The following is a 17,856-nucleotide window of genomic DNA, read 5'->3' as shown; positions in this document are numbered from 1 at the left end:
ATTCAGAGCCGCATGGACGAACTTGAAAAACTGCATCAAGAAAACCAAACCCTTCAATTGGAAATGCTCAACATGAATACAGAACTCGGTTCATCTCTGAGTCAAACGGAACAAAGCCTGAATGATACAGCTGTAAAAGCCGAAAGAATACGTGCAGAATCGGAAAATACTGAAAAAAGCAGTAAAAATCTCCTTCAGCTATCTAAAATGAATAAAGATCAAACAGATCATATGATTGACAGCTTTGGGGCTATCACAGAACAAATCGAAACCCTTCTCAGAGAAATCCAAGGAGTTAAGAATATAGCCGAACAAATCACACCCCTTTCTAACTCAATCCAACAAATTGCAGAGCAAACCAATCTTCTGGCATTGAATGCATCTATCGAGGCAGCCCGTGCAGGAAATGAGGGAAGGGGATTTGCAGTCGTTGCATCAGAGGTAAGGAAGCTTGCGGAAGATTCAAAAGAATTGAGCACATCCATTCATAAGCTTGTGAACGAAAGCAATAAGCAAATCGGGGTTGTTTCAAACCGTGTACTCAACATGACTGACCTAACAGAAAACTCACGCAAGGAAATCTTGAATGTCCAAAGCGGGATCATGACGGTTCAAATGGAAATGGAAAACTATATGGATATGTTTAAACGAAACCAATGGGAGTTAAATCATATAGTTGAAGCAATCAGGAAAATCAACCATACAACGGATGAATTGGTTCAATTCGCATCCACCATCATTCAAAAGATGAACAAATAGAAACCAAAAGGGAAACCGTAATTTTTTGCGGTTTCCCTTTTGGTTTCTAACGCCTGTTTATACGATTTTTGTTTTTCCACACTCTTGACACTTTCGATAAAACTTTCCATCCAACACTCTGGATTTAAATATATTGTTTCCACATTCGCAACGACCACTATGCTGATCGGGATCATCTTTATAAAGTACCACCATTTCTTCCGGTTTTTCCAATGTTCTTTTCCTCCAATACAAATCATGTTTCTTTCTATAGTATAGAGGGAATCTATCTGCATGTTAAGAAAAATCGACACAGTCAGCCTAATTATACTTTACCTTTACGAACTATTTAAGGCTTTCTTACCGTCAGTATAATTCCAATTCCTAATTGAAACATATTGTCGTTTGCCATCTACACGTAACCAAATACATCCTTTATATCTATATTTCTCCTTTTTATTTTCCATAGTATTCCTTTACATAATAGTTTATACAAGAAATCGCTTACTATTACAGTAGTGAAATATTCTTGACGCACGATATTAAAGTTCCTGTTATTGAAATGAGATTTTACTATGTTAGTATTTTCCCTGTTAGCAAAAATAAATAAACCGCTAGCTACATAAGGAGGAATTTTTCTATGAAACTAAAAAAATCGATTATTTCTGTGGCTGCATTTACAACTCTTGCAGTTTCTGGTGGAGCTAGCGCTTCAGCACAAAACATAGAAGTAAAAAAAGGCGACACCCTTTGGGGACTGGCACAAGAGTATGGAACATCCGTTGATCAACTTATGACATGGAACAATTTAGGTTCACACGTAATCTATCCTGACCAGGAACTCCAAGTATCTTCAAAAGAATACTATACAGTCAAAAAAGGTGATACACTATGGGGAATCTCTTCCCTATATGGAATTTCAGTGGACAGCCTCATTGGCTGGAATGCATTGGAAAGTGACATTATTGTCCCAGGACAAGAATTAGTCGTTAACTTAGACGATAGAACAACTTCAGCTGCTGTAAATACTTCTGAGACAGCCTCAGCGCCTGCTCCAGAACAAAAAGCAGAAGTAGCTCCAGAAGCTGAAGCGAAAGCAGCTCCTGCAGCTGAGGAAGCTCAGCCTGCTCAAGCAGCACCTGCAACCGAAGAACAAGCAGTAAAAGAAATCTCTGTAGAAGCAACTGCATATACAGCTGACTGTGAAGGTTGCTCGGGTACAACGGCAACCGGCTTAAATTTAAAAGAAAACCCTGATGCTAAAGTAATTGCAGTAGACCCGAACGTCATACCGCTCGGATCAAAAGTGTATGTTGAAGGATACGGATATGCGACTGCAGAAGATACTGGCGGAGCTATTAAAGGCAACCGGATTGACGTGTTCCTTCCTTCTAAAGATCAAGCAGTTGACTTTGGTAGAAAAACTGTAAATGTAAAAATTCTTGAAACAAAATAATAGATATCAAAAACCACTGAGAGTTCATCTCAGTGGTTTTTTTGTGTTCCTTCCCACAACCTCATTATTAGCCTGCAATATTTCCCTTCAAAGAATAAAACTACCACAGATCGCGTTCCAATCGACAGAAAAGAAAAAATATTACACGCCTGTCATCTAATTGTTATTGGTTTATAAACAGTCTGTTATGTAGCTGAGGTAAGTCTATGTTACCATTTCAACTGTTGGTTTCATTACCAATCACAAAAGGAGGAATTTAACAAGATGAAAAAAGTATTATTTTCCATTTTTTCCTTCACAGTTTTTCTTTCAATCGGAGTTGCATCTGCTTCTGCAGAGAGCGATGAGACGGCTATCAATGACTATCACAATATAGAAGAAGGCGATATCCTTTGGGAAATCGCTAATCGATATCATGTTTCGATCGATGAGGTTGGAACTCGCAAACAATTGTTAGAAGAAGGATATCCTGTGAATGATGAAACACAAGGAAAACAAGCGGTAAAAGCAGCCAAAACAACTGATGAAAAGGAAGCTGATGTTGTCAAGGAACTAAACATCACAGCAACGGCTTATACGGCCCATTGTGAAGGTTGTATCGGCATCACCAAGACAGGGATAGATTTAATCAAGAACCCTGATGCCAGAGTGATTGCGGTAGACCCAAGCGTCATACCACTTGGCTCTAGGGTATATATTGAAGGATACGGTTATGCACGGGCCGAAGATACAGGTGGAGCAATTAAAGGTAACCGCATTGATATTTATATGGAAAAAGAAAAAGATGCGCTTCAATATGGAGTCAGAGATGTAAAAGTAAAAATCATAAAAGAATAAGTACAAGGACGCCGGTATTGGCGTCCTTTCTTATTTGTATTCATACTTAGTAGAGGAGCATATAGAATTAATCCTTCTCCGGCAATTTTCCCTGTCTTGCGGATGGAGCTACGGATTTCAACTCGATTTCCTCGCCCATCTGTTTCTGAGCCAATTTTTTTGCTGCTTCATGCTGTGATGAATTTTTATTTTTCATCTATTTCCCTCCTTAATTTAACTTCTTGATTAGTTTCTCCCAGACGCTCCTGTTTAGCCTTTAAAAACGAATCCAGAATTTCCAATTCATTTAATCAGTACTTATGTTAAAGAGGGTTCATACATTTTTATTTACTTCATATTAGACAAGGTATAAGAGAGCATTTAGCATTGGGAATTCATCATTATCAAGGTTCATTACTAAAACGATTTCATTTCCATATAATCATTTTATTACGGGGGGCGCTCAATCAGAAGAAATCTTATAAAAGAAAAGGAATGAAAACAAAAAAATGACAAAGACTATTAAAAATAATAATGGTTTTCACTTGCATAGTTAAACTTCTTTCTGATAGGGTAACAAATGTTGGTTTTATAAGAGAGTGACAAGGGAATAGGTAATAAGTAATCATTCCCTCATCCTCAGAATGCACATTTTCCCATCGGCATTAACTGAGACTCTTTCGACATGATGGGTCCGAATACAGTAGGTGTACATATCACCTAAAAATAAACAACTCGAATCCCACTGTAATTCCCATCACTAAGAAAAGAGCTAAAAAACCTTAGAATATGGAAAGGAGAATTTTATGAAGAGAATATCAAATGTTTTCTGGATTACCGTATTACTGGTTGCTGCTGCCGTAGCATATGGAGCATTGGCACCTAAATCGTTTGAAACCGTAACAGCAAATATGCAAACATTCATCACTTCAACTTTCGGTTGGTATTATCTTATTTTAGTTACAGTGATCGTCATCTTCTGTGTGTTCTTAATCTTTAGTCCCATGGGAACGATCCGTTTAGGTAAACCTGATGAAAAACCTGAATACACAAAAGGAACATGGTTTGCCATGTTATTTAGTGCAGGAATGGGAATTGGTTTAGTATTCTGGGGGGCAGCGGAACCGCTGTCTCACTATATGACCCCTCCAATGGCTGAAGGGGGAACCGACCAGGCAATTAAAGAATCGATGCGCTATACTTTCTTTCACTGGGGCATTCATGCATGGGGGATTTATGCGATTGTTGCATTAGCACTTGCCTATTATAAATTCCGTAAAGATGAACCGGGATTAATCTCCGCTACGTTGAAGCCTATCTTTGGAGACAAAGTGAATGGACCACTGGGAACGGTCATCGATGTCCTTGCCGTATTCGCCACGGTCGTAGGGGTTGCAACAACTTTAGGATTCGGAGCAGCACAAATTAATGGTGGGCTTTCCTACCTGCTTGGTATTCCGAATAACTTTACAGTCCAAGCAATCATTATCGGTATTGTAACCGTCTTATTTATGATTTCAGCCTGGTCAGGATTAAGTAAAGGAATTAAGTACTTATCCAATACCAATATGGTTTTGGCCATAGCACTTCTTGTACTACTGTTCTTCATTGGACCTACATTATTGATCTTGAATATGTTTACGGATACTATCGGTGCTTATATTCAAAATATCGCCGCAATGAGTTTCAGGATTGCGCCATTAAACGAAGAGCATCGTTCATGGATCAATGGATGGACCATTTTCTACTGGGCTTGGTGGATTTCCTGGTCACCATTCGTCGGCATCTTCATCGCACGTGTTTCAAGAGGAAGAACCATTCGCGAATTCTTGATAGGAGTACTTCTGCTACCTGCCCTTGTCAGCTTTATATGGTTCGCTACTTTCGGTACTTCTGCCATTGAAGTACAACAAGCCGGTGCGGCTCTTTCTGATCTTAAGACAGAAGAAGTTCTGTTCGCCGTTTTTAACGGACTTGAATGGTCAACCATCCTTTCTGTAATAGCCATTACCCTTATTGGTACATTCTTTATCACATCAGCTGATTCAGCTACATTTGTGTTAGGAATGCAAACGACTTACGGTTCGTTAACACCACCAAACTATGTTAAATTAACGTGGGGACTTGCACAGTCTACAGTGGCATTGATATTACTTTACAGTGGTGGATTACAGGCTTTACAGAATGCATTGATTGTCGCAGCGCTGCCGTTCTCAGTGATTATGGCACTCATGATGGTTTCCCTGTATAAATCACTGAATCAAGAGAAAAAGGAACTGGGCTTATACATTAAACCGAAGCCTAGAAAACCGAAGGAACCTAAAGAACAAATATAAAAGACCAAAACGCCTGGCAGCTGCCAGGCGTTTTTTCTTCACCTACATTTGTTGCAGCTAGACGTTTTACTCATTTTTTATTTTCCAAAACAACAGAAACCCTTTATTCATGCGCTATCCATCCAAATGGTTAAGTGGGACCGGGTAGTGGTTGATGATTTTATTAACCTACATCTTGTCCACTTCATACATTAATATCGTAGTAAGATAACTGGAGGTGACTGATGATGTATGGATATGGATACCCTGGATATGGATACGGCTGCGGTGGTGGTGGCTACGCTGGTGGTTTCGCGTTAATCGTAGTTCTATTCATCCTTTTAATTATCGTTGGAGCAGCGTTTGTTTGTTAATAATAAATAGATAATGGTTCGTTGCCCCGGGAAGCTACTGATGAAAACCGCTTCCTGGGGCATTTCTTTATACATAAATGGATTGTCACAATGGTCAACTTCTATTAAAATACAAGGTGCACCCATCATCTTGTAAAGGATCGACTTCACAATGACAAAAAATAAGGCTAGAAAAAAGAGGCCAAGTAAGAAAAAACGATCATCCCCTTTTAGGATACTCCTTATCCCCATCGTCATTTTGGCGATTTATTATGCTGTCAATCTTGGTGGCCATTCTTACCATCTCTCCTCAATAGGGAAAGATGAGATACCTTCAGAGTATATGCCCATCTATAAAGCTGCAGAGGATAAATATGGTGTACCCTGGTATCTGTTGGCTGCCCATCATAGGGTTGAAACCAAATTTTCCACCATGAAGACTCTCGTCTCACCTGCTGGGGCAGAAGGCCCCATGCAATTCATGCCATGTACCTTTGTAGGATGGTCCCACCCGAGCTGTACGGGGCTCGGGAAGGGTGATATTCCTTCAGATCAAAAAACGGATCCTGCCATCATTGATAAATATGGCGGGTATGGTGTCGATGCAAACGGAGATGGAAAGGCGGATCCTTTTCAAATTGAGGATGCCGTTTTCAGTGCCGCAAACTACCTTGCGCGGAATGGAGCAGCTGACGGAAAGATTGAACAAGCCGTTTTTGCGTATAATCACAGCGAACAGTATGTAGAAGACGTATTATATTATGCCGATCGCTTCGTGGAAGAAAATGAAAAACAAACTGGAAAGCCTATGTAGGCCGGCCATGAAAAAAGGAACCGTTCGTTGAAGACGGTTCTTTTTTCATTGTCCTGCTTGCTATACACCCACTGTATAAATTGGTATGATAAAGTTCTTGGTTTTTTAACGATAGATTGACGAAGGTGATATTTATGAAAACGACAAACATGATTGAAGAGTGGCAAACCGCCCTTGATATGGAAATCCTCCAACTGAAAAAAAGTGAAAATATCGGAATGCCAATAGAAGAAGGCCGATGTATACGAAAAGAGGAAGGCGCGTATATTTATTGGTTCACCCTCCACTTTCCCTCATCCCTGCCTGAGGGAGGCAGTGTCGTTTATAAGGGGAAGAACTCCTCTTATCAGGGTATAGTGATTAGCTCAGAGGACCGGGAGTGCATCATTGAGTTTGATCAATTCCTGGGAGATGTTTTGCCCTATGGTCATATCCTCCATGCGCCCTGGGACATCCTTTTAAAACTCATGGAGCGATTGAATGAAGCAAAAGAACGTCATGGAAAAACCCGGCGGATCGAGAATGTCTTACATCATGGCAAAAGCACCAGACACCCATCCGATTCATACAAGACCCCACTGCATGAAGCGTATGTCAGGAGCAAATACAATCCTGTTACCTACCTGTGGGGACCACCTGGAACCGGAAAGACCTATACACTTGCCAGAGTGGCGGCTTATCATTATTCAGAAGGGAAAAAGGTACTGATTCTCTCTCACAGCAATGCGGCAGTGGATGTATTAATAGAAGAAATGCACCATTTCCTAAACAACCATAACCGCTGGAAACCTGGGGATATCATCCGATATGGAACAAATCGTAAAAGCTACAGCAGTGATGTGACGGATTTAAGTGTCCTTCAATTACTGGAACAACAGGATCCATCTCTTTCAGAAGAAAAAGGCAGAGTCGAAATGTATAGAAGAAGATTGAAAAATAAATTGTCCAAATCCTATTCATCCTATGACTCTGAACGATTGTCACATCTTGAAGTTCATTATCAAAAAATCAAAGAAACATTTAAGAGGAGGGAAGGAGAATTGGTGTCTGACGCCAAAGTGATTGGCACGACACTATCTAAAGCTGCCATTGATCGTATTCTTTATGAAGATGAGTTCGACCTGGTAGTTGTGGATGAGGCAAGCATGGCATATGTCCCTCAAGTCGCCTTCGCTGCTACCCTTAGTGAAAAAATCATCATTTGTGGGGATTTCAAACAGCTTCCACCGATCTCGACTTCCTTTCATCCCATGGTAACCAAATGGTTAAAAGAAGACATCTTTCATTCAGCAGGCGTGGCAGGTGCTGTCGAGAAAGGGCAAAATCACCCACATCTCTTATTACTTCCGGAACAGAGACGAATGCACCCCAGTATTTCAGCATTCACCAATCAATATATTTATCATTCAAGGGTGGGTGACCATCCTTCCGTCAAAACGGTTCGGGAAGACATCACGAATAAAAAGCCATTTCCCTTCCATGGAGCGGTACTGTTCTCACTCATTGAAGGGACGGAGTGGGCAGAAATGCATAAAGGCTCAAGATGGAATGCATTATCCAGCTTAGTCACCATTCAGCTGATCCTTCAAGCATTGAATGATGGTTTATACTCGATAGGAATTGTCACTCCATACAGGGTTCAGGCGAAGTGGTATAATCTTTTGCTTGATGAGGTGGTTAAGAAAGAATTTCCTTCTGTTGATGTATATGCCGCCACCGTTCATGGCTTTCAAGGGTCTGAAAATGATATGATCTTATTTGATTTAGTGGATGGGGTTTCTCACGGTAAGCCCGGTACTTTGATAACCAGAAAAGGAAGTGAAAGGCTGATCAATGTAGCGGTAACCCGTGCCAGAGGAAAGTTTATTCTGGTGGGAAATGACCGTTTCATACAGGAGAAGACCAATGCCTCCAAACCTGTCCATCAACTTATTACTCACCTTCGGCAGGAGGGACGAACTGAAACCAGTTCGTCACTGTTTCCGACTTCTACAAAGAAGATGAAGTGGTTCCCATCAAATGAATATAAGAAGATGGAAAATGATTTTAATGCGGCTGTGAATCAAATCATTGTGAATGTGACTGATCCACATGATATCCCTAAACAGATGATGGATACATTGATAGCAGCTTCTGAGGATAAAGATGTCACCATTCAATCCGAATTTGGCCCCAATTTACCTTCAGCTTCAAGGATTGTAGTAAAACAGTCGACTACTTCTATCCCTTTCATTGCCATAGATGAAAAAGTGATCTGGTTCCATGCTTTCTCAAAGAAGGGTAAGGCATTTCCCTTCCACATAAGAATTTTATCCAGGAAAATAACCGACCGATTCTTTAAGATGATGGAAGAAAAATAAAAGATGATCCCCCCTGTGAGAAACGAGCAGGGGGGATCACCGACTATCGGTTTACGAATATACTCCATGTTTGTTTTGATCGAACTTCTCCTATGATTGTTGCAGGAAGGGAAAGCTTGTGAAGTTCTTCTATATATTGCTCACCCTGATAACTTGGTAAACTTATGAGTAGACCACCTGAAGTGATCGCATCGCAAAGAATCCATTGATCTTGCAGTGAAAGACTCTCATGGTAATGTACATTTTCCTGTAGCCATGAGTGGTTCGCTTTCGATCCGCCTGGTATGATTCCCTTTTCCGCTAACCGTTTAGTACCTTCTAACATAGGAATGGAGGAATAGGTAAATTCAATGGATACTGAACTTCCTTTAGCCATTTCATACGCGTGACCCATCAAGCCAAACCCGGTCACATCGGTCACGGCATTCGGACTGAACCTTTGCAGTACCTCTGCAGCTGTTTTGTTCAACATGCTCATTACATTGATGACCGCAGTCTCCTGAGTGGGAGTCACAGCTTTACGCTTGATCCCTGTTGTCAAGATTCCTACACCCAATGGTTTTGTCAGGACGATGACGTCTCCTTCTTGAGCACCCGTATTCGTCCAATATTTATTAGGATGAACGATTCCGGTGACACTTAGACCGAATTTAGGCTCTTGATCGTCGATGGAATGACCACCCACTGTCACGGCACCTGCTTCTATCACTTTGCTTTGAGCGCCTTTCAGAATGGCGGCAAGCATATCGCTTCCCAGCTTTTTGATAGGGAATCCTACGATATTCAAGACGGTTTTCGGCGTACCGCCCATGGCATAAACATCACTCAGAGCATTTGCGGCAGCAATTTCACCGAATTGATAAGGGTCATCTACAATCGGGGTGAAATAATCAACCGTTTGTACCATGGCGAGATCATCGGTAAGCTGAAAGATCCCGCCATCATCCGATGATTCATTCCCTACTAGTAATTCTTCCTTAAATGGTTGAGGAGGCAGCTGACGCAAAACTTGCGTCAAGTCACTGGGACTAAGTTTACAGCCTCAGCCAGCCTTTGAAGAAAGTTCTGTTAAACGGATGATCTCTTCCTTGCTCATATACTTCACCTCTTTATGTATGAATTAAACCCATTGTACAGGATAAAAATACGATAGAGCAAAGCAGAAGCTAGTTCTGAAGAAGAATTCCTCCATTTGCACAACCAATTTCTCTATTATAAAATGAAAAGACATAAACAAAACTATCTCAACTTGAAGGAGGAGGATATGTATGGACAAAGTAAAAATGACGATAGAATTTTGCATGATGTGAAACTATGCACCTAAAGCCGCGAGTTTCGCGGAACAATTATTCAATCATTTTAGATCCGATATTGAAGAATTAAGGTTAGTGCCTTCCTCCGGGGGCGCCTTTGAAGTTACTATAGGGGAAGAAAAGATCTATTCAAAGCTCGATACCGGTGTTTTCCCCGAAGTCGATCGAATTATTTCGACCATAGAAGCTTTATGACGAAAAAAGGTCTTAGCTTCCGCTAAGGCCTTTTTCTTCTATTCTGTAATAATGAATATTGGTTATTCATTCGACAATCCTTGAACCCGGATGACGTAAGATGAGGGGTTCGAACACTCCTTTTTGGGAACATTGATCTCGATCGTATGATGCTCAATGGAATAAGTGATCGCCCTTTGCTTTAAACAAAAAGGGAAACGTATAGTGCGTTTCCTGATCTTACATTCGTCCTTCAGCATGATCGATACCAACAATTGAGTATCCTTTTTCTTAATAATCATTTCCTCTGGACATATATTTGCTGTTTCGATTTCTAATATGAACGACTCTGTCGTGTCAAGGAAGTCTACACGAAATTCCTGTTCATCCAATTGAACTGTAGCAGGATCCAACAACCAATCCTTCATACTCTCCTCCCAGTTCTCTAAATAGAAATCCTCCTTATCCTTACTCATTTACACCTGACCCCCAACTACATCTTTTACATATTGTATTCGTTCTAATTTAAATGGTGAGGGTGTTATAATGGAGGCAAAGAGTGAAAGGGGAACATCCATGAATCAACTTGTCAGAAACATACCAGCCATAAACGAATTACAGAAAACCATACTCTTCCATACATTTCTTCATGATCATAATCTATCGAGAGAAAGAGGGACGGACCTCCTGAGAAAGGTGATTGCTTCCTGCAGGACTTCCATATTGAACGACGAGTGGAAAGGACCCCATCCTTCTTCAGAACAATTTATTGGCGAGGTCTTCGACCGATTAGAAACATTGATACACACTTCTTATTCCCTATCCCTTAAAAGGATCATTAATGCTACCGGAACTATTCTACATACAAACTTAGGACGAGGGCGGTTAGGCCGCGAGACAATGAATCATGTTCTGGCCACCGGTCACCATTACAGCAATCTGGAGTTTAACATTGACGAAGGGAAGAGAGGATCACGTCATACCCATGCGGAGAAGTTCATCTGTGAGTTGACGGGTGCAGAAGCGGCCATGGTTGTAAATAATAATGCCGCAGCTGTTTTTCTTATACTCTCAGCCCTTGCCAAACAAAAAGAAGTCATCGTTTCACGGGGAGAGCTGGTTGAAATCGGCGGATCATTCCGAATTTCATCCATCATGAAGGAAAGCGGTGCCTGCCTTCATGAGATTGGAACTACGAACAAAACCCACTTAGTGGATTATAAAGATGCAGTGAATGAAGAGACAAGAATGATCATGAAAGTGCATCAAAGTAATTTTATCATAAAAGGATTCACTTCTTCCGTAGCCTCAGATGAACTGGTTGCCGTAACCAAGAAGCATCCCCACGTTATTTATTACGAAGACTTAGGGAGCGGTGCACTTTACGACTTCACCCGTATGGGGATCGGAAATGAGCCCCTTGTGAAGAACGTCCTGGATAAAGGGGTGGACATCGTATCATTCAGCGGGGACAAATTATTAGGGGGGCCGCAAGCAGGAATCATCGCAGGGAAAAAGCAGTGGATCGACCAGCTAAAGAAACATCAGCTTGCCCGCGTACTCCGGGTTGACAAAATGACACTTGCAGCATTAGAAATGACGCTTCTACACTATATCAGGGGAGAGGAAAGAGAAAAAATCCCAACCATTGAAACCATTACCCATACTAAAGAGGACATCCTGAACCAATCAAGACAATTCGCAGATGATGTCACATCACTCGATTTCGGTTTCACATCAGACATTCTTGAAGGCCAGAGTCAGATTGGAGGAGGTACTATGCCAGAGGTTGGATTAGACACGTACTTTGTGTTCTTAAGACATCCTGTTCTATCATCACAGGTGATTTATGAAAAATTACGAACAGGTAATCCTTCCATCCTCACGAGAATTCAGGACGGTTCAATCCTTTTTGATTTACGAACCGTTTCTGGGCAAGAACAAATGGAGATCATCCAAGCTCTTAAATTCATTTACGAAACAAACTGAAAAGGGAGTGCAGACACCCCGCACTCCCTCGTTTTTTGATTACATATCATGGTGACTGTTGTTTTTTTGCCTCGTATGATTTCGATTCTTCACTTTATGTGACCCACTCAAAGGCTCCGGCTGGCCTGATTGTTTAGGAGCATTTTTGCGCATATCCTTACCATCATTTTTGTTCATATTCCATCCCTCCTACCCATTAGGATGCTAAGTTGATGAACAGATTATTCACGTATGGCCCCTGTCATTATTGGCTATACTATAAAGGCCAATTTCTGTTTAAGGAGAGATGATCAATGCCTTACCATAAAAATAAACAACAGGCGTTTCAAGCTGCTGATCAAGGTGTGACAGAAGTACAACATACCATCAATGAACTTGTATTGGATGGAGCTAGTTATGCTTCTCAACTGGCTCATTTGAAAAATGAGGTCAATGAGGCATACCAACAAATTGAAAATGCACTTGAAGTCGCATCGGATACACAAAGGGCACAGCTGCAACAATTCAAGTCCGATCTTTCTTCTATCGTCAATGAAGTGAACGAACAATAGGTGCACGACTCTGCCTTAAATGAAATAAAACCCGCTCTGGTGATTCAATCACCAGAGCGGGTTTTATTTGTCTATAAACAGGGTAGGGGAAAATAGATGCTGCAAACATCTTTCCCTATTCTTATTGTTATTGATTGGTTTTACGCTTTTTATTAAACTGTCGTTGTTCTGCCGTCAACGGTTCATTTGAAATCTCTTCATTATATCCGACACCCTGCCCCTGTGCTTTAGTTGCATTCATACCACTTATAACATGGTTTGCTCTTCGTTTAGCCAATGTAGAACACCTCCATAATGGTAGAATGCCACCTTCAGTCACTTCCTATGAAAGGAAAAGGCTAACAGATTTATTTTTTCGGAATAATGTTTTTTGTGATCTGACACGATTTGACATGGAGAGAAATGTTGTTATATCAATATTTCTTCTGAAACAAAAAGGAGTTTAACCATTTAGATAAGTAAAACTTATCAAAAACAATAACTTTATTGTTATTTACTTATGTAATCGCTTGTATTAAGATGTAAATGTGAGAAAAGTTCGTTTAGAACGAAAACTTTTCGACTTATTGTGTGATGTAGTTTAGAGGGGGAATCGAAATGGCAAAGAACGATGTATTTAATGCACGATCTTCTTTCGAACTAGAAGGAAAACGTTATCATTACTATCGTTTAAAAGCGCTTGAAGAAGCAGGAGTAACAAAAATTAACCGTTTACCTTACAGTGTAAAGGTACTCTTGGAGTCTGTACTTCGTCAATTTGACGGACGTGTCATTAACAAAGACCATGTAGAAAACTTAGCAAACTGGGGATCGACGGAAGTGAAGGATGCAGAAGTTCCTTTCAAACCTTCACGTGTTATCCTCCAGGATTTCACCGGTGTGCCGGCAGTAGTTGATTTAGCATCTCTACGTAAAGCTATGGCTGATATCGGCGGAGATCCTCAAAAGATCAACCCTGAAATCCCGGTTGACCTTGTCATTGACCACTCTGTACAGGTAGATAAATACGGTACAGCGAATGCATTGCAAGCCAATATGGACCTTGAGTTTGAACGAAACGCTGAGCGTTATCAGTTCCTTAGCTGGGCACAAAAAGCATTTGAAAATTATCGTGCTGTTCCACCGGCAACAGGGATCGTTCACCAAGTAAACTTAGAATACTTAGCAAATGTCGTTCACGCTGTTGAAACAACGGAAGGTGACTTCGAAGCCTATCCTGATACTTTGGTTGGTACTGATTCTCATACTACTATGATCAACGGTATCGGTGTACTTGGTTGGGGCGTAGGTGGTATTGAAGCGGAAGCGGGAATGCTTGGTCAACCTTCATACTTCCCGATTCCTGAAGTCATCGGAGTTAAAATGACCGGTGAACTTCCTAATGGAGCGACCGCGACTGACTTAGCCCTTAAAGTAACCCAGGTATTGCGTCAAAAAGGTGTTGTAGGGAAATTCGTTGAGTACTTCGGTACAGGTGTCGCAACATTACCACTTGCTGACCGTGCAACAATCGCCAACATGGCTCCGGAATACGGTGCAACTTGTGGATTCTTCCCGGTTGATTCAGAGTCACTGGATTATCTTCGTCTGACTGGCCGTGACGAAACACATATCAAAATGGTTGAAGAATACTTAAAGAAAAATGACATGTTCTTCACTCCGGAAAAAGAAGAGCCAACTTACACAGATATAGTGGAAATTGATCTTTCAGTAGTGGAACCAAACCTTTCTGGTCCAAAACGTCCACAGGATTTAATTCCTCTTTCTGATATGAAGGAGTCTTTCCATAAATCCATTACGGCCAAAGAAGGCGTACAAGGTTTTGGCTTGGATGCGTCTGAAATTAACAAAACAGCCAAGTACACAACTGAAGATGGTAAAGATGTTGTGATGCCAACTGGTGCGATCGGTATTGCTGCCATTACGTCATGTACAAATACATCGAATCCATATGTTATGTTAGGTGCGGGCTTAGTTGCGAAAAAAGCAGTGGAACTTGGAATGAATGTCCCTGATTACGTTAAGACTTCCCTTGCACCAGGTTCTAAAGTAGTAACTGGTTACCTGAGAGATTCAGGTCTATTATCTTATCTGGAAGATATCGGTTTTAACCTTGTAGGATACGGTTGTACAACTTGTATCGGTAACTCCGGTCCACTTCGTCCTGAGATTGAGAAAGCTGTATCAGATGCAGATTTATTATTAACATCTGTCCTTTCAGGTAACCGTAACTTTGAAGGCCGTATTCATCCATTAGTGAAAGCAAATTACCTTGCTTCACCACCACTCGTTGTTGCATATGCATTAGCAGGTACTGTGGACATCGATCTTCAAACAGATTCTTTAGGTAAAGATAAAGATGGTAATGACGTATTCTTCAAAGATATCTGGCCGTCACAGGAAGAAGTGAAGGATGCTGTCAAATCAACTGTCACTCCAGAATTATTCCGTAGAGAATATGAGCATGTTTTCTCTGAAAACGAGCGTTGGAATGAGATTAAAACAAGTAACGAACCACTTTACAGCTTTGATGACAAATCGACATACATTCAAAACCCAACTTTCTTCACAGGACTTGCGACAACACCTGAAGACATCCAGGGCTTAAACGGACTTCGAGTTGTTGGCAAATTTGGGGATTCAGTTACAACTGACCACATTTCACCAGCAGGTGCTATCGGAAAGGATACACCAGCAGGTAAATATTTACGTGCGAATAATGTAGAGCCTCGTGACTTTAACTCTTACGGTTCTCGTCGTGGTAACCATGAAGTAATGATGCGTGGTACGTTTGCAAATATCCGTATCCGTAACCAAATTGCTCCTGGTACTGAAGGTGGATTCACTACTTACTGGCCTGAAGACGAAGTAATGCCAATGTATGATGCGTGCATGAAGTATCAACAAGATGGTACGGGACTAGTTGTTCTTGCCGGAAAAGACTACGGTATGGGATCTTCTCGTGACTGGGCAGCGAAAGGTACGAACCTTCTTGGTATCAAGATGGTCATTGCTGAAAGCTATGAGCGTATTCACCGTTCAAACCTTGTGATGATGGGTGTTCTCCCTCTTCAATTCAAGAAGGGGGACAGCGCTGAATCATTAGGGTTGACAGGTAGAGAAACAATTTCTGTCAATGTGACGAACGATGTAAAACCTCGTGATATTTTAACGGTTACAGCTGTAGCTGAGGATGGAACGAAAACAGAATTCGACGTACTGGCTCGTTTTGATTCTGACGTAGAAGTAGACTACTACCGTCATGGTGGAATTCTGCAAATGGTGCTGCGTAACAAATTACAGTCATAATGATGCTTCTGAGCCCCGGGTTCCCGGGGCTTTTTTTATATCCCCTAAGACCCTCAAAAAAATACACGACTAAAGGAAGACAAGCCTACATAAGATGATAATAAAATCATTTCCATGAAAGGAGAGACTCCTTTGAAGGCCATATTCGGCATTTTGCTTGTCTCTTTACTAGTCTTCTCTTTCTATATTGACAACAAATCAGACCCTAGCTTATTTTCCAAAGACACATTTCAACAAGCCGATGGATATGACCAGTTAATCGATATAGAAGAAGGAGAGGCTGCTGAAACCACTCCCTTAGAGAACTATCCCGGTCCCAATGTCGGAGATAAGGCTGTTGATTTTAAGCTGGATACACTGAATGGAGGATCCAAGACATTATCTGAATTGAAAGGAAAGAAAGTGATTATAAACTTTTGGGCTACCTGGTGTCCACCTTGCAAAGAAGAAATGCCTGTCTTACAGGAATTTTATCGCAAACATGGAAAAAATGTAGAGATCCTGGCCATCAACATAGACCCTCAATACAACGTGAAAGAATACCAAAAAGCAATGGGACTGACCTTCCCCATCCTTATGGACACTGATGACAAAATTAATACTGCCTATGAAATCCTGACTGTACCGACCACCTTCATCATCAACGAAAAAGGCATCATTACCCACAAACAAATCGGTGCCATCACCAGTATTGACTCCCTTACATCCATGATTAAGTAAGGGACGGACCTTTCATATGCGAACAGTTGCGTCCCCCATCCCTACCTATTCCAGCTTCTATTGTGACCTTTGTTTAAAATATCTGACATTTGGATATACTACTTATACAAACAAACACAATAGAAAGGGAGGGAATGATATGCGCAGACCAAGGAAAAAATCGTTTGCAGACCTGGTAAAAGAAAATAAGCAGCAGCTCCTGCTCGACCAGGATGCCATTGATGCCATTGAAGAACGGATTGATGCAAGACTTGAAATAAAACGCCCTATAGGCAAAGCCGAGTAAGGAATTACAAGGCTTTTTTTTTTGCTTATAAATCTTTCTGCCAATAATTACGCCTTTTCTTCCTGCTCTTTTTGGTAATCATACTAGTAAGGGGGGAAGTTCATGAGTAACTCAAAGGGAAGTCCGAACCACTTTGCACCAAACCACATCGGAACACAGTCAAGGTCCGCTGGCGGCAACAAAGGGAAACAAATGCAGGATAAATCAGGGAAACATGCACAGGTCATCCAAACCAAGGGTGAATGACCATTATATTACCCTTAGGGACTGGGTCTTGAAGGTCCGTCCCTCTCACAGAATGTTTTAGGAGGAATATGAGATGGCATGGGATAAACCGAATCCGGATGATCGCAGTGATAACGTAGAGAAGCTTCAGGGCATGGTACAGCATACGATTGAAAATATCGATCGGGCTGAGGAATCGATGGCTTGCACGGACAGTGAAGAGCAGCTTCAGTCCATACAGGCAAAGAATGAACGTCGTCGAGAGAGCCTACAGGCCTTTCGCAACGAGATAAAAGACGAAGCGAATCAAACTCCTCAATAACAAATAAATAAATTTCCATTAACCCGGACAGAAGAGATTCAATCCTCTATTTGTCCGGGTTATTATTCCTCTCCATTTTTGGGTAGAGGGGATGGAAGATACGACACTTAAGGCC

At 41.3% G+C, this 17,856-nt stretch carries 20 protein-coding genes and 1 pseudogene; 15 read left to right on the top strand and 6 right to left on the bottom strand.

Features of this window, described 5'->3' with window-relative positions; all coding sequences use genetic code 11:
- Window positions 1-12: 12 nt before the first annotated feature.
- Complete coding sequence (locus tag JI667_RS24035; RefSeq protein WP_414635243.1) at window positions 13-759, top strand: methyl-accepting chemotaxis protein; 747 nt, start codon at window positions 13-15, stop codon at window positions 757-759.
- Window positions 760-816: 57 nt separating this feature from the next.
- Here the strand turns inward: JI667_RS24035 and JI667_RS13855 are convergent, their stop codons facing one another.
- Window positions 817-972 (bottom strand): hypothetical protein, encoded by a 156-nt coding sequence (locus tag JI667_RS13855; protein ID WP_206855607.1) that lies wholly within the window; start codon window positions 970-972, stop codon window positions 817-819.
- Between the two features lie 406 nt (window positions 973-1,378).
- Here JI667_RS13855 and JI667_RS13850 point away from each other — a divergent pair, with 406 nt between their 5' ends.
- Window positions 1,379-2,194: a 3D domain-containing protein gene (locus JI667_RS13850; protein WP_206855466.1), complete on the top strand. Its 816-nt coding sequence runs from the start codon at window positions 1,379-1,381 to the stop codon at window positions 2,192-2,194.
- A gap of 264 nt (window positions 2,195-2,458) precedes the next feature.
- The gene (locus tag JI667_RS22945; RefSeq protein WP_206855455.1) at window positions 2,459-3,031 is read left to right on the top strand and encodes a 3D domain-containing protein; all 573 of its coding nucleotides are present in this window, start codon (window positions 2,459-2,461) and stop codon (window positions 3,029-3,031) included.
- 67 nt (window positions 3,032-3,098) lie between these two features.
- Here the strand turns inward: JI667_RS22945 and JI667_RS22940 are convergent, their stop codons facing one another.
- Entirely contained in the window at window positions 3,099-3,227 is a 129-nt protein-coding gene (locus tag JI667_RS22940) for a hypothetical protein (protein WP_280515494.1), read from the bottom strand.
- Window positions 3,228-3,816: 589 nt separating this feature from the next.
- Between JI667_RS22940 and JI667_RS13840 the strand changes: the two genes are divergently transcribed.
- From JI667_RS13840 to JI667_RS13825, 4 genes are all read left to right on the top strand, one after another.
- Window positions 3,817-5,346 (top strand): glycine betaine uptake BCCT transporter, encoded by a 1,530-nt coding sequence (locus JI667_RS13840; RefSeq protein ID WP_206855452.1) that lies wholly within the window; start codon window positions 3,817-3,819, stop codon window positions 5,344-5,346.
- A 227-nt stretch (window positions 5,347-5,573) separates the two neighbouring features.
- On the top strand, window positions 5,574-5,699 hold the full coding sequence (locus JI667_RS13835; protein ID WP_106298454.1) for a YjcZ family sporulation protein: 126 nt from the start codon (window positions 5,574-5,576) through the stop codon (window positions 5,697-5,699).
- A 151-nt stretch (window positions 5,700-5,850) separates the two neighbouring features.
- Window positions 5,851-6,492 (top strand): lytic transglycosylase domain-containing protein, encoded by a 642-nt coding sequence (locus JI667_RS13830; RefSeq protein ID WP_206855451.1) that lies wholly within the window; start codon window positions 5,851-5,853, stop codon window positions 6,490-6,492.
- 134 nt (window positions 6,493-6,626) lie between these two features.
- A complete protein-coding gene (locus JI667_RS13825; RefSeq protein WP_206855449.1) occupies window positions 6,627-8,852 on the top strand; it encodes a DEAD/DEAH box helicase in 2,226 nt (741 codons plus the stop codon).
- 43 nt (window positions 8,853-8,895) lie between these two features.
- Here JI667_RS13825 and selD read toward each other — a convergent pair whose 3' ends face one another.
- On the bottom strand, window positions 8,896-9,948 hold the full coding sequence (selD, locus tag JI667_RS13820; protein ID WP_206855446.1) for a selenide, water dikinase SelD: 1,053 nt from the start codon (window positions 9,946-9,948) through the stop codon (window positions 8,896-8,898).
- 226 nt (window positions 9,949-10,174) lie between these two features.
- Here selD and JI667_RS23170 point away from each other — a divergent pair.
- Window positions 10,175-10,360, top strand: a pseudogene (locus JI667_RS23170) (Rdx family protein); the annotation flags it as partial.
- A 62-nt stretch (window positions 10,361-10,422) separates the two neighbouring features.
- On the opposite strand, the gene JI667_RS13810 reads toward JI667_RS23170, so the two are convergent.
- A complete protein-coding gene (locus tag JI667_RS13810) occupies window positions 10,423-10,815 on the bottom strand; it encodes an Hsp20/alpha crystallin family protein (protein WP_206855444.1) in 393 nt (130 codons plus the stop codon).
- 100 nt (window positions 10,816-10,915) lie between these two features.
- On the opposite strand from JI667_RS13810, the gene selA reads away from it, so the two are divergent.
- Window positions 10,916-12,328 carry an L-seryl-tRNA(Sec) selenium transferase gene (selA, locus tag JI667_RS13805; RefSeq protein WP_206855442.1) on the top strand — a complete coding sequence of 471 codons (1,413 nt, stop codon included), beginning with the start codon at window positions 10,916-10,918 and terminating at the stop codon, window positions 12,326-12,328.
- 39 nt (window positions 12,329-12,367) lie between these two features.
- On the opposite strand, the gene JI667_RS13800 is transcribed toward selA, so the two are convergent.
- Entirely contained in the window at window positions 12,368-12,505 is a 138-nt protein-coding gene (locus JI667_RS13800; protein WP_098352048.1) for a small acid-soluble spore protein P, read from the bottom strand.
- Window positions 12,506-12,621: 116 nt separating this feature from the next.
- Between JI667_RS13800 and JI667_RS13795 the strand changes: the two genes are divergently transcribed.
- On the top strand, window positions 12,622-12,879 hold the full coding sequence (locus JI667_RS13795) for a hypothetical protein (protein WP_206855438.1): 258 nt from the start codon (window positions 12,622-12,624) through the stop codon (window positions 12,877-12,879).
- A gap of 127 nt (window positions 12,880-13,006) precedes the next feature.
- On the opposite strand, the gene sspO is transcribed toward JI667_RS13795, so the two are convergent.
- Entirely contained in the window at window positions 13,007-13,156 is a 150-nt protein-coding gene (gene sspO / locus JI667_RS13790) for a small acid-soluble spore protein O (RefSeq protein ID WP_206855435.1), read from the bottom strand.
- 320 nt (window positions 13,157-13,476) lie between these two features.
- Between sspO and acnA the strand changes: the two genes are divergently transcribed.
- The 5 genes from acnA (at window position 13,477) to tlp (ending at window position 17,741) form a co-directional block, all read left to right on the top strand.
- Entirely contained in the window at window positions 13,477-16,188 is a 2,712-nt protein-coding gene (acnA, locus tag JI667_RS13785) for an aconitate hydratase AcnA (RefSeq protein ID WP_206855432.1), read from the top strand.
- Window positions 16,189-16,320: 132 nt separating this feature from the next.
- On the top strand, window positions 16,321-16,908 hold the full coding sequence (locus JI667_RS13780; RefSeq protein WP_206855422.1) for a TlpA disulfide reductase family protein: 588 nt from the start codon (window positions 16,321-16,323) through the stop codon (window positions 16,906-16,908).
- Between the two features lie 139 nt (window positions 16,909-17,047).
- A complete protein-coding gene (locus JI667_RS13775; RefSeq protein ID WP_098354592.1) occupies window positions 17,048-17,194 on the top strand; it encodes an FbpB family small basic protein in 147 nt (48 codons plus the stop codon).
- A 102-nt stretch (window positions 17,195-17,296) separates the two neighbouring features.
- Window positions 17,297-17,440: an acid-soluble spore protein N gene (locus tag JI667_RS13770; protein ID WP_034759295.1), complete on the top strand. Its 144-nt coding sequence runs from the start codon at window positions 17,297-17,299 to the stop codon at window positions 17,438-17,440.
- 73 nt (window positions 17,441-17,513) lie between these two features.
- Entirely contained in the window at window positions 17,514-17,741 is a 228-nt protein-coding gene (gene tlp / locus JI667_RS13765; RefSeq protein ID WP_206855420.1) for a small acid-soluble spore protein Tlp, read from the top strand.
- Window positions 17,742-17,856: the final 115 nt, after the last annotated feature.

The sequence above is a fragment of the Bacillus sp. NTK074B genome (assembly GCF_017303375.1).
Taxonomy (GTDB): domain Bacteria; phylum Bacillota; class Bacilli; order Bacillales; family Bacillaceae_B; genus Rossellomorea.
This window is presented reverse-complemented; position numbering and strand designations above follow the sequence as displayed.